Origin of the sequence: Brevibacillus antibioticus (assembly GCF_005217615.1) — a bacterium.
GTDB lineage: Bacteria > Bacillota > Bacilli > Brevibacillales > Brevibacillaceae > Brevibacillus > Brevibacillus antibioticus.
In genome coordinates this window covers 3,823,511-3,835,317 of record NZ_SZNK01000001.1, presented here as the reverse complement: position 1 = coordinate 3,835,317, position 11,807 = coordinate 3,823,511, and the positions used below count along the sequence as shown (strand labels likewise).

The window sequence follows — 11,807 nt, the reverse complement described above, 5'->3', positions numbered from 1 at the left end:
TCATGAACCAGTTTGACATATCTTATGTAAGTGGTGGGCGGATGGTTACTGGGCTGGGTAGGAAAACCAGGCGATTTCATAACGATGCGAGAGATGCAGTCCAGCTTTTTCAGCCGTTTTTTGCGAAGCGATATTCGAAACCATACAGTCCCACCACACAGTTGCGGCTTCCTGATGAAGCCTATTTTGCAATTGATAAGCAAGTGTACTAGACAAGCCTTTTTGACGATAAGGCTCTAGTGTTTCTACACCGATAGCATGAGTCGACTGATAGACCGCTGTGGACATACAAATGCTCGCCACTTCGTGATCAGTCGTAAGGGCAGCATATCCGTAGCCATTTTCCAAAAAGTCATCGATTGAGTACCAATACTCGTGGATGTAGTCGGTCACAAAATCGAGGTTGGGAGGAATTACGGTATCGCGCCCGCGTAAAAAGCTTTCCCCCAGCTCAATAGAATAGTAGGGGGCAGGAATAACTAGAGATGGCTCCTCTCCCTGATCATGAGAAGACCGATAGACGAATTGGGTACTCGTCTCCCAACCGCTGCTGTCCATAATAGGCGTGAGAAGTGAATCCCACTCTTTTGATTCCCGTGAGAATTCAAAAAAACTAAGGTCCTTTTGCAGTAAAATAGGGCCAATTTGTGTTTGAAAAAAAGCAGTGAAAGCAACGGGGTGAATGCTTTTGCTCGGTACTCCAAGGAAAGCGAAGCCGCTTAAACCGGTTGACCATACGAGTGCACAGGTAGGCTTGTCAGGATGATCTACCCAAAGTAACCCGGGATGATTGCCTGTGACAACTCCTGCAAACATCACGTCACTTTTATCATGGAGAAGCTGCCTTGCTAACTGTTGGTTTCCTTTTACGAGGTACACGTGAATCCACTTCCTTTTAAAAAGTTCTACATGAGTATAAGTAAGTATTTACCAAATGGGGAGGCAGTTCCTTTTCCCGCGTGAACATTGACGGTGATATTTATTTTCAGGTGGAATTCCCCGTCACTTTTTCAAAGTGGATTTGCCCCTAATCAAGCGGGAACGGCAGCGTTATCCGGGATTTTTCCTTGCAGATGGAGCAGGGGGAAGTAGTCGGGCTGCTTGGGAATAGCGGTTGTGGAAAAAGTACATGGCTTCACTTGATAGCCGTTCAGTAATCTGGATGCCGAGCTGATGCGCAAACGATTTGTGATCGCATCATTCGGATGACTTGCTAAGGGCAAAGTGTAGATTTCAGCCTCCAAAGTGCATAGTCGTACCATACGTTGTTGTATAATGTGCATACGACGAATTTTGCAGTGTGCGGTCTGCTGTCTTTTGGTCAGCTCCGTTCAAATAGAGGAGGATGGAACATGAAAATTGAAATCTGGTCTGATTTTGCCTGCCCGTTTTGCTATATCGGAAAGCGCCGTCTGGAAGGAGCGCTTTCTCAATTTCCGCATAAGGATCAAGTCGAGGTCGTATATCGCAGCTTCCAGCTCGACCCGCAGATGGAACGCGATACTGATATGGACATGCATGAAGTACTAGCAGCCAAGTATAGCATTCCGCTCGAACAGGCGAAGGGGATGAATGACCAAGTAACCCAAATGGCAAAAGGTGTCGGTCTCGATTATCATTTTGACACGATGATCCCGACCAACACATTCGATGCGCATCGCTTGACGCACTTCGCTCATGCCCATGGAAAAATGAAGGAATTGAAGGAGCGACTGCTGAAGGCGTACTTTACGGAATCGCTCCATCTCGGCGACCACGAGGTGCTGGCACAGCTTGCTTCTGAGGTAGGCTTGGACAAGGAAGCGACGCTCACCATGCTGGCAGGAAACGAATACAGAGAGCAAGTACAAGAGGACAAACAAAGGGGCAACGATTTGGGTGTCACGGGTGTACCGTTCTTTGTCATTAATAACAAATATGCAGTCTCTGGAGCGCAACCAGGTGAAGTTTTTTTGGGAGCATTGAACCAGGTATGGGAAGAAGAAAGCGCAGCTCCTGCTCTGAAATTCGTGCAGAACGATGAGAAAAAAGACGAGCAATCCGGCGACAATTGCACAGACGGATCGTGCAAAATATAAGCAACAGGTAGATGAAAACCGATTCCCTTAGGGGAGTCGGTTTTTTTATGGGAAAATTTTCTTTTGAGATGAAACAAAAGTGGATCTCATTCGAATAATGGACAGAGTGAAAAAATAGAGTGAGTGAGGGATGAAGCATGAACAAATGGACGAAAAGCGTATTTGTACTCATGGTAGCCAGTCTGACGGTAACAGCACCGATTAGTGCTGGGGCTGCAAAGGGATCAAGTGCAGCGGTTCAGGAAGAGAGCAAGGCTAACGGTGTGATCGATGAGAAGCTGATCGAGAGAATAGAACATTCTATTAAAAAGATGAGCAAAATCGTACCATTTTTTAAGGACTATCCGATTAACGAGTATCAGGTTAATCATGAGTCAGGCCGTGTGGTCGTCCATAAGTATCAAACGAAGGAGCAAAAAACTCCATATGTGAGCCTTCAAGTCAATCAAAAAACAGGCGAGGTCAAACTGTTTAACTTGATCACTGGCAACGGGAAGGCGTTGTCTACATATCCGGTGGAAGATGCAAGGAAAACAGCGACTTCATTTTTGAAGCAATGGTATGGCGAGGACATGGGTGGCTATCAACTGGATCAGGATACAGAGCAAGACAGTAATTCGATCCTTTTTCGCAAAATGGTAAATGGAATTCCATTTCGCAATGACACTCTTCATATTTCCGTGAACAGTCAAGGACAGGTCGAGGCTGTTGCAAAAGGGGATGGGCTGACGAAACCCATCGAATTGGAACAAGACATGGGTCAGATCCAATTCGCTGATCCAAATAAGGTGCATGCAAAAGAAAAGGTAGAAGCGATGTTTGCTGCTGCTATGACGCCTTACTACCAACAGAGTGCAGATGGGAAAAGCACGAAGTTTCTGTACGCCCCTTATCTCGGCGAGATCCATGCAAGCGTCGGAAAAGAGCCGCCAGCAACGAGTTATAAAATCATCCAGTTCCAACCGAAGGCAAAGCAAACAATCATCAAGTCAAAAGAGGAGGCAGCTGCTTTCCTGGCTGACAAGACAGGATACAATCCTACAAAAGGGCGAGCGAGTTTTCAGGAAGAGAGCGATCCGAAAACCGGAATCAGTAATTATTTGTGGACGATGGAAGACGAGGTAATCGCCAATATCTTCTTCGAAACCAAGACGGGCAAGGTCACGACTTATCAAGTGTTGGATACAAAGCAAAAAAGTGAAACGGATAAAAAGCTGAGCGAAGAGCAGGCGATAAAAGCTGCCGTGGATGCCCTGTCAGAGTTCCTGCCACTCACAGATAAGGAGATGGCGATAACTGCCAATCGGTATAAGTCCGATAAGAATTTGTACGAATTTGACTTCACCATGCTTCATCAGGGGTATCCGGTAGATGGTACGCTAAGACAGGCGCACGTGGATGCCGCCACGGGAAAAGCCACTCTTCTTGATTGGAGAGTCTCTCAAAATAACAAGCTGCCGGATATTAAGAACGCCATGACAAAAGAGGAGGCAGCCAAGAAGGTGCTGAAAAAGTATCCACTCAAGCTGTATTACTCCTTGGATGAGAAAAATAAAAACGTAGCGGAGCTCGTTTATGTTTCTCCAATCTTTCATGATGATGAAATTGATGCCCTGACTGGTGAGTTCTACTCCTTTGGAGAAGAGGAAGAAACCGAGTAAAGACAATGAAGTATCGTGTGATGAAGCAAGAAGAAAGGAGGGAGCCTGTTGCCTGAGGATTTGGCAGAACGTATAGGGCTTATTTACGAAGCCCACTATGATGACATCTATTATTTCTTGCTTTACTTTACGGGCAGACAAGAAGATGCCGAAGACATGGTGCAGGAGGTATTTTCACGACTATTAAAAATACTGCCGCGGTATGACGGAAGGGTAGCGATGAAGACATGGTTGTTTTCCATCGCCAAGCATGTCGCAATTGATCATTACCGCAAGCAAAAGTGGCAACGACTGTTCTCAGACAACTGGTTGGCCCTCATGAAGTCTACGGAGGGCCTGCCAGAAACAGAGCTGGAGACAAAGGAAGAAATGCACAGTATTCAGCGTGCGCTGCAAAAGCTGAAGCCTGATCAGCGGATCATTGTGATTTTGCGCTACATAAAGGAGTACAGCGTTAAGGAAACAGCCGAGATTTTGGCCATTCCCGAGACAAAAGTAAGAGTGGACTGTCACAGGGGACTAAAGGCGTTGCAGAAAATACTCGGTAACGCTTGCGAGGAGAGGATTGCCAATGAGTTTGCCAGATGAAAACCACGTAATCGAATTACTGAAGCAAGCCAGGCAGGAGAGCAGCCCACCTCGTCAAGTGTGGAAGCAGACGGGCAAGGAAAGGCTCATTCGTGAGGCGTATCGCATGCAGCAAGCAGCGAAGATCAAGCGAGTTGTCGCCGGAGCGGGTTCCCTTGCAGCGGCCGTATTCATGGGTGTTTGGCTGAGCTATGATTCACCGCTGAAGCCATCTGTTGATACGCAAACCACCAGCTCACCTCCAGCCGCCATAACAGCCGCGCCACCGCTTGCTATGCCTTCTCTTCCAGTTGAAAGCAAGGCTAAGCCACAGCTGGAGCAGGAAGTCACCCCAAAAGTAGGAAACAAAATCGTTCAAAACCAAACGGTTCCACGTGATGCTACAAAGCTGCAGTCCGTAGCCGAGGAGCCTGCAACGAACTCAACAGATACGAGCCGACCCACACCAACACGTGAGAAATCACCAGTGGAAGTACAGGCAGAGGCCTATTTACAAAAGAAGCTGGGAGCACAGAGCACACAGTTTGAAGTGGATTATGTTCACTCGAATTTGGCCCAAGGAGAAGTGGCTTTTCGCAAAATCATCAATGGCATTCCTCTTCAGGAGAAAAGTGCGACGGTCCGTATCTCCCCAAGAACGGGGGAAATGACCTTGCTTCTTTACCCAGATCTCGAAGATAGTGGCGTAGCATCACAGCCTGCCAATCGTGTCGGGACGATCGACAAGGAGAAAGCAGCCCAACAGCTGGGGAGTACGCTTCGCCTCGTTTATGCAGGAAAGAAACAACCAGGGCTTCAATATGTAGCAGCATCAGATGTTTATGTGAACGCGAAGACAGGCAAGCTGATCAGCCAAGCGAGAGCAGACAAAAAGTCGGTTGCTGTTTCGGGACAAGGAAAACCACTCGTGCTGAAAACTTCTGATGAGGTGGCAAAGCTGCTTGAGAACAAGTTGGGCATAAAGGTGGAACAAAAAGCATTCATCGGTGTAAATCCGCATCGTATTTCATACTCTTGGAACGATGGGCAGGGCAACGGCGTTTCCGTTGAGACGACAGATGACGGAGCATTCCTCGGGTTTTCACAGATGGCTGCCTATGGACGTAAGAACCAACGGGAAACGACCTACGAGCAGGCACAAACATTGGCGATAGCCCACCTGGAGAAATTCCTCTCCACCGATGTTCGTGAGCTGTCATTGGAAGCGTCACAAGAGTCACCTAGCACCATTCAGTTTACCTTTGCACCGAAGATCAACGGGATTCCCGTCATAGATCATCCTTATCAAGTGTCGGTTGAGCTGGCTAGCGGGCTTGTTACCGAGCTTACGGGTAACTTTTCGGATTTATCATGGATACAGGCGGATCAGACAGCAAAGACGCTCTCCAAGGAAGCGGCACTTGATCAATTTGTGCAGCAGGCTCCAATAGAACTCGTGTACTTGCCAGCAGAAAAAGGAACGGAGCCAGTACTTGCTTACCAAATCCGTAGGGATTCAGAACAGCGATGGGCAATAGAAGCCACGACAGGCAAGATCATCAACTAAAGAGCACGCAACAAACCTCCATGAAGAGGAGCATAACACTTCATGGAGGTTTTGTTTCTTTACTGGCGTACAAGCTGCTTCTGTAGTGCAAGCGCGAGCACTAAGGACTCGACTGCATGATCAACATCAATAATCGATTGTGTATTGTCCGTAAAGCATTGAATGGCATGACGCAGGCTCTCTTCATACGGATTGACGGGTTCGAGAACGAGCTCATACTTGCCTGAGGACGTGTATTCTACTAAGAAAGATTCCGTCTTACATTGGTTGTCAGCTTCCTGAAAGACGAGCTTTGCCTTCTCAAAGTACGCCTCGTAACCGACAGTGAATGGGTACGAGGTCGGCATCTGCGAGGAGGAGACTATTTCAGCATGCGCATCAGGGTAATGAAAGTGCGAGTGGACGATGGACTGCTTTTTATCCGATGATTCTGTCCCCCATGCGCTCATATTGGTATTGCGACCGAACAGCCATGTTACGAAGTCCAGCTCGTGGATCATCAGATTGGTTGTAATGGAGGACAAGCCTAGATCCCCCCATAAAGGTGCTGTTTCTCTTTTGAGCGAGAGGGAGAGGAGCTGTCCGTACTTGTTTTCTGTCTGAGCGCTGCGAAGGTAGGCATACGCCGGGTCAAATTTGATAAACTGATTCACCAACAGCTTTTTCCCCGATCGGTCCCTTGCGTGTTTCATGGCTTGTGCATCGTCTGGCGTATAGCAAACCGGTGTTTCGCAGAATACATGCTTCCCGTTTTCGAGAGCTCCTACTGCGAATTGCCGATGCAACTGCGAAGGCAAGCAAATATCCACGACATCGATAGTAGGATCGCGCATGATCTCGTCCATATGCTTCGTAATCTCCACATTCAGCTCTTCCTGTAGCTTTTGCAGCTTCGATTCATTTCGACCGAAAACTACCAATCTATCTACACCATTCATTTTTTTTAGTAGATGCGCATGGTACGCACCAAATCCGGTTCCTAATACTGCGATATTCATCTTGCATCCCTCCCATAACGATAGCTCTATGATATCTTTGTATTGTTGACAGCATTGTGTCATCAATTTGACTGCGTTGAAAAATAGAGTAGTCGTTTTTTCGTGGAGGCTGGAGATGAGACTGCATCGATTGATTGCGATCTTGTTGCTGATCGAATCAAGGGGAAAAATGAAAGCAAAAGAACTCGCTATAGCACTGGAGACGTCTGTTCGCTCGATTTATCGGGATATTGACGCACTGTCCCAGGCAGGGATTCCGATCACGGCAACTTCGGGACCTAGCGGGGGAATTTATTTGATGGAAGGATATACGGTCAATCTGAAACAGTTGTACGTCGATGATGTCGTGCACTTGTATTTGACCGGGATGGGGATTCATGTCGGGCAGGATACCGAGACTGGACACAAATTAACGTCTGCTTTGCTCAAATTGGAAAAGACATTGCCGCAGACTTATCGGCCAGATATCGAGAAAGCGAAGAGGCGGTTCTATTTCGATGAGACGCCGTGGTGGGAAGAGAGAGTAGTCATACCGAATCTGGAGGTTTTGCGGGCAGCGGTTTGGCGATCAAGCAAAGTCGTCATTGCCTACCGCAAAATGGATGGTAGCAGCTCGTCACGTAGAGTATGTCCCTATGGTCTCGTCGTGAAAAAAACGGAGTGGTATCTCGTTGCTTACTGTGAAAACGCGCAGGAAATTCGAACATTCAAGTGCGAGCGGATTCCTTCTGTTCATGTACTAGAGGAGGCATTCGAGATTCCGGAGATCTTTTCGTTGGCAGGTTATTGGACGAATCAGGAGGCGGCGTTCAAACAGGCTTGTCGTGAAGTCGAATATTTTCCTGTAGTGATCAGATTGCATACTGAAAAGCTGGCCATGCGAGAGCGGCTGGAGGTGATTTCCGCTGTGCAGCAGGGAGAGTACGAACAATTGACGGTTAATTTGTACAGTTATGAAAGAGCATGTCGCGATATTTTGGATATGATCGGACATATGGAGGTAGTAGAGCCAGCGGAATTAAGGGCTTTTGCAAAAGCGAGTCTGCGAGAAATGATGGCACTTTATACGTAGCATACGACAAAAGGCTTCGCACCAAGTCGATGCGAAGCCTTTAGCGGGAAAGCATGGGATAACTCGCGTGCACATGCTGTTTGAAGCTCTCATAGTCTGAGGCATGTATATGAGAGTCGTGGTCGCTTATACATACATGATTCATGCCAAGGCGCTGAGCGAATCGATTGCCTGCTTCTGTGATATTATCCATGATGATCGATTGGATGCGGTAGCCACTCTGCTCAACATGAGCCAGTACATTAAGATAATGATGCAGCATCATGCGCAAGGCAGGGCTTTTCCGATAAGATTGATCGACAACGACACAGGACAGAAAATAATAGACTTGCTCGGGAGAAGTAGTTAAATCTTCGATATCCGCAGTCGTCATCAGGCTGTCTTTAAACGTCCCTTGCGCAATTTGCAGGTAGATATGCGGCTTGATGGGAAGCAGGTTCATAAAAGCGATGATACGCCCATTCTCTTCGATCGCAACGACTGAATCGGGACGAAACAAATACCAATTGTAGCTCTCTTCATAAGGTGTAATAAATTCCGCATCGTAGTATTGAAGCTCGAGTTGTGCCATCTGTCTAAAATGCTCAAGGTGCAAACGCTCCATGATCTTCATAAGCAAATCTCCTTCTTTACGCAAAGCGGCGTTGCCGTAGAGCTTCGGCTCGCTGAACGCTTTCTTTGATCCAAGGAGGTGTTTTGGGATACTCCATGATCTCCTCCAGCGTCATTCAATGTACGGCTTCTACCTCATCGGGACTCTTCCAGAAGGCCACGCCATTTTCGTAGTGACAGAGGAAGACGACATTCAGGACGTGAATATTGTCATCTGTAACAAACGAAGAATTATATACGTAATGCATTTCTGCTTTTACTTCAATTCCGGCTTCTTCAAAAATTTCCCGCTGGATGGTCCTCTCCAATAGATCAAGTGTGTTTCCTTCCCGTTCAGCCTTTCTGCCAACGAGTGACAGCGTCCCTCCTGCATGTTCTTCCCTCTTTTTCTTGTGGTGTTATTCCGTCTTACTAGGCGACAGCTCGCAAATATAGCGAATAAATCTCTGGGTTTCCTTTGCCCGCTTGATTCTGTTTGAAAACAAAGATGGTTCTTTTGGTTGGTAGCGTATTCGCAAGGATTCTTTCAGTAAAAGATGCCATTCACTAGGAAGTTCTTGCTGAGCCTGTTCTACGGCTTTTCTCTTCGGAATAATGCTCTCATGAAGGAGCGCGTAATAGATTCGGCATAAGGTGAAAACAGCGAATTCTACCCACTCATCATGCAAGAATTTCAGCATGCTTTTTCCTTTTGGCGACCAATAATCATGTACATTGTATTTCATCGTTTCCCCGACATCAAACCACTGGGTAGGGATGTGCAATGCTTCAACACTTTTCCCCATAACGGTAATGCCCTGTTGCTTGAGGGTCCACCACGTCACATGATTGACATCATAGTGGCCGGATGATTTGAATGTCCCATTGTCAACGTAAGGATAAGGCTCCAAGGATGGATTGGTTTTTCCGATGTCATCCAGCTGGATATACATGCCGTCCATTCTTTTCGCGAGTGGGTTGGCGTTATGGAGAGCATGATGAATGTTCTTGAGCGTTTCTATTTCTGCATTCGTTAACCCTCTAAGCAAAAGTGTTACAAAATCAATATCGCTGTTATCTTCCTCGAAGCCAGACAGAGCAATCGAACCATACAAATAAACACCGTAAATGACATCAGGCAGTTCTGCTATGAGTCGTTGGGTATAGTCGTGTAATAAAGACCTAACGCTTTCCGGGATTCTCGTGTCCATAAGGAAACTCCTTCTCTCCAACTTTTTCGAACTCACCTGCAAAATTAATCATTTCCATAATTTTCTTACTCCAGTAAATGAGATAAAGTTTACTTGGTTTTTGATTTTCTCGCAAGTTGATTCGGAATTCTCTTGCAAGAATTACAAAGGTAAGGTAAAACTTGGATGTATCTCATGCCGATACAATAGAGAGGACCAAGCGCCTGAATGATAAGAAGGGAAGGAACTGCAATGAACTTTTTTAAAAAGGTATTCGGTGGTACGAACAACGGAGAAAAGTCAAAGGACGGCACCACGATTTACACGTATGACGAACAAGCTGATTCTAAACCCCCAGCCCCGATGGAATATGTAGAAGATATTGTTGCCCACTTTGAAACGGTATTTGCGGGAAGAGAAAGTAGTGTTTTTCACGAAATTATTTCCGATACGATCCATATTGATGTGAATGTCATGAGTCCTACAGAAGAAGAACCATTTTGGGTTCTGTATACGACTGGGATGAGTGATTTACCAATGACGATCCCGGATGAAATACAGGAGCAGATGGAAGAGAAGTTTGATCGAGCAGAACTGATGATATTCTTGCCAGCTTCCTGGGAGCTGACACAAGAGTCACTGGAGGATGAAAATAATTACTGGCCAATCAGACTGATGAAGATGCTGGCGCGGTTTCCTCACCAGTACAATACGTGGTTGGGATACGGACATACCATACCGAATTATCAGGACTATGAACCATATGCGGATGGCACGGGTCTAAATGGAGTCGTTCTGTTTCAGCTATCAGAGGAAATCAGTGTCATTCCCACCAAGGACGGAAACAAGATTCATGCCTATTTCTTAATTCCTTTGTATAAAGAAGAGATGGATTATAAATTGGAGGATGGCATGGAAGCGCTATTTGATAAATTGTTTGAGCTGGAAGATGATGCGCTGATTTTGAATCCGAATAGAAGAAATACGTGCAAGTAAAAAGCTGAGAGCGGGGCAAGGATGCGTTGCGCTTTTAGATCGACTAACAAAAGTACGATGGAAAAGGAAAACGGGTTCCATATAGAATATAGAACCCGTTGCCCCTTATTCGATTTCAATTTGATAAATACTTCCAATATCCAAATCTCCAAGATGTATGGAGAAACTTGGTTTCCCCGGACTTCTCAAAATGTAGCCGCCCCAGTGCCGGCCGCCGTAAGCCGTATACCCAGAGATATCTATGCCAAAAATGTCTTGAATAAGTGGCTTGGTTACGGGAATGACTTCATTAAGTGCTTTGATTTTATAGTTATCTGTTTCGTGGCTCACTTCATACACTTGACCTGTTTTTGCCCCAACCATTACCTTATATTTCTTTTGTTCATTAATGAGCAACCATTTATCTTCACTTTTGTCTACATGTTTTTTAGCTTTGGTAAAGGAAAGATTTTTTTCATTGGATAAACGCATCAAGGCTGTTTGCCCGATGGTGATGATCTTCTGATCGACGTCTTCTAGGTTGTAATACAATGTGAAATCAGTCACTTTATTTGTTAGGATATCTACTTTGACGTGCTGTCTATCTTCTGTCCAAAAGGAAAAATACGCTTCCTTCTTACTCTTGAAAAAACTGGTTTTTTGGAAGGTAACCTGTTGTTTCGTATCCTTAAATGCTTCTTGTGCAGTCTCTACATATTTATGATAGGGCCTTGGTAATTCGTTGATCGCAAATCGCGCAAAGACGGTAAGAACCTCTGTGGTACCAGGCTTAAAAGTTACGAGGGCTTCTCTGGCTTCTTTATTCTTTGCCTGAACCATATAGGATTCATCGTCTTTCTCCATCTCTGCAAATGGGAAGGTCTTCTGAATGCCACTCGCATCTTGTACGGCTTTTTGAGCAGCGGCAAAATACGTTTGTTCTTCAGGAGTCACGGCTGCACTGCTCGTTGATTCTGCTGGTACAGAAAATGGTTTCATCCAGAAAAAACCGAGCAATAGGCCGCAGGTGATCAGCCCTTTTGCCATCCATCCATAGTACATTTTTCGTTTATTCACTTTTTGAAGTCTACCTCCTTCTTCTCGTACA

The 11,807-nt window shown here is 45.9% G+C and carries 13 protein-coding genes; 6 read left to right on the top strand and 7 right to left on the bottom strand.

What is annotated here, in order from left to right:
• Positions 1-45: 45 nt before the first annotated feature.
• Together E8L90_RS18190 and E8L90_RS30880 are read right to left on the bottom strand one after the other, a co-directional pair.
• Entirely contained in the window at positions 46-879 is an 834-nt protein-coding gene (locus E8L90_RS18190) for a GNAT family N-acetyltransferase (protein WP_137030663.1), read from the bottom strand.
• Between the two features lie 152 nt (positions 880-1,031).
• On the bottom strand, positions 1,032-1,223 hold the full coding sequence (locus E8L90_RS30880) for a hypothetical protein (RefSeq protein ID WP_244297282.1): 192 nt from the start codon (positions 1,221-1,223) through the stop codon (positions 1,032-1,034).
• A gap of 129 nt (positions 1,224-1,352) precedes the next feature.
• Here E8L90_RS30880 and E8L90_RS18180 point away from each other — a divergent pair, with 129 nt between their 5' ends.
• The 4 genes from E8L90_RS18180 to E8L90_RS18165 all read left to right on the top strand — a co-directional run bounded on the left by E8L90_RS18180 (position 1,353) and on the right by E8L90_RS18165 (position 5,873).
• A complete protein-coding gene (locus tag E8L90_RS18180; RefSeq protein WP_137030662.1) occupies positions 1,353-2,078 on the top strand; it encodes a DsbA family oxidoreductase in 726 nt (241 codons plus the stop codon).
• Between the two features lie 137 nt (positions 2,079-2,215).
• Positions 2,216-3,739, top strand: a complete 1,524-nt coding sequence (locus E8L90_RS18175; RefSeq protein ID WP_137030661.1) for a YcdB/YcdC domain-containing protein — start codon at positions 2,216-2,218, stop codon at positions 3,737-3,739.
• Positions 3,740-3,787: 48 nt separating this feature from the next.
• Entirely contained in the window at positions 3,788-4,327 is a 540-nt protein-coding gene (locus E8L90_RS18170) for an RNA polymerase sigma factor (RefSeq protein ID WP_137030660.1), read from the top strand.
• Complete coding sequence (locus E8L90_RS18165) at positions 4,311-5,873, top strand: YcdB/YcdC domain-containing protein (protein WP_137030659.1); 1,563 nt, start codon at positions 4,311-4,313, stop codon at positions 5,871-5,873. The genes E8L90_RS18170 and E8L90_RS18165 overlap by 17 nt, the downstream gene beginning before the upstream one ends.
• Before the next feature lie 59 nt (positions 5,874-5,932).
• Here E8L90_RS18165 and E8L90_RS18160 read toward each other — a convergent pair whose 3' ends face one another.
• Entirely contained in the window at positions 5,933-6,871 is a 939-nt protein-coding gene (locus tag E8L90_RS18160) for a Gfo/Idh/MocA family protein (RefSeq protein WP_137030658.1), read from the bottom strand.
• A gap of 115 nt (positions 6,872-6,986) precedes the next feature.
• On the opposite strand from E8L90_RS18160, the gene E8L90_RS18155 reads away from it, so the two are divergent.
• Entirely contained in the window at positions 6,987-7,943 is a 957-nt protein-coding gene (locus tag E8L90_RS18155) for a helix-turn-helix transcriptional regulator (protein WP_137030657.1), read from the top strand.
• A gap of 40 nt (positions 7,944-7,983) precedes the next feature.
• Here the strand turns inward: E8L90_RS18155 and E8L90_RS18150 are convergent, their stop codons facing one another.
• The 3 genes from E8L90_RS18150 to E8L90_RS18140 all read right to left on the bottom strand — a co-directional run bounded on the left by E8L90_RS18150 (position 7,984) and on the right by E8L90_RS18140 (position 9,745).
• The gene (locus tag E8L90_RS18150) at positions 7,984-8,556 is read right to left on the bottom strand and encodes a GNAT family N-acetyltransferase (RefSeq protein WP_137030656.1); all 573 of its coding nucleotides are present in this window, start codon (positions 8,554-8,556) and stop codon (positions 7,984-7,986) included.
• Between the two features lie 115 nt (positions 8,557-8,671).
• Complete coding sequence (locus E8L90_RS31245) at positions 8,672-8,863, bottom strand: NUDIX hydrolase (protein ID WP_341870812.1); 192 nt, start codon at positions 8,861-8,863, stop codon at positions 8,672-8,674.
• 90 nt (positions 8,864-8,953) lie between these two features.
• A complete protein-coding gene (locus E8L90_RS18140) occupies positions 8,954-9,745 on the bottom strand; it encodes an aminoglycoside adenylyltransferase domain-containing protein (protein ID WP_137030655.1) in 792 nt (263 codons plus the stop codon).
• Between the two features lie 231 nt (positions 9,746-9,976).
• On the opposite strand from E8L90_RS18140, the gene E8L90_RS18135 reads away from it, so the two are divergent.
• The gene (locus E8L90_RS18135; protein WP_137030654.1) at positions 9,977-10,720 is read left to right on the top strand and encodes a suppressor of fused domain protein; all 744 of its coding nucleotides are present in this window, start codon (positions 9,977-9,979) and stop codon (positions 10,718-10,720) included.
• Positions 10,721-10,825: 105 nt separating this feature from the next.
• Here E8L90_RS18135 and E8L90_RS18130 read toward each other — a convergent pair whose 3' ends face one another.
• A complete protein-coding gene (locus tag E8L90_RS18130; protein ID WP_244297280.1) occupies positions 10,826-11,776 on the bottom strand; it encodes a hypothetical protein in 951 nt (316 codons plus the stop codon).
• Positions 11,777-11,807 lie beyond the last annotated feature (31 nt).

Excerpts from the sequence above, each read along its gene's own strand:
- E8L90_RS18180 (WP_137030662.1), top strand. The coding sequence starts at position 1,353 with ATGAAAATTGAAATCTGGTCTGATTTTGCCTGCCCGTTTTGCTATATC.
- E8L90_RS18175 (WP_137030661.1), top strand. The coding sequence starts at position 2,216 with ATGAACAAATGGACGAAAAGCGTATTTGTACTCATGGTAGCCAGTCTG.
- E8L90_RS18165 (WP_137030659.1), top strand. The coding sequence starts at position 4,311 with ATGAGTTTGCCAGATGAAAACCACGTAATCGAATTACTGAAGCAAGCC.
- E8L90_RS18160 (WP_137030658.1), bottom strand. The coding sequence starts at position 6,871 with ATGAATATCGCAGTATTAGGAACCGGATTTGGTGCGTACCATGCGCAT.
- E8L90_RS18155 (WP_137030657.1), top strand. The coding sequence starts at position 6,987 with ATGAGACTGCATCGATTGATTGCGATCTTGTTGCTGATCGAATCAAGG.
- E8L90_RS18150 (WP_137030656.1), bottom strand. The coding sequence starts at position 8,556 with ATGAAGATCATGGAGCGTTTGCACCTTGAGCATTTTAGACAGATGGCA.
- E8L90_RS18140 (WP_137030655.1), bottom strand. The coding sequence starts at position 9,745 with ATGGACACGAGAATCCCGGAAAGCGTTAGGTCTTTATTACACGACTAT.
- E8L90_RS18135 (WP_137030654.1), top strand. The coding sequence starts at position 9,977 with ATGAACTTTTTTAAAAAGGTATTCGGTGGTACGAACAACGGAGAAAAG.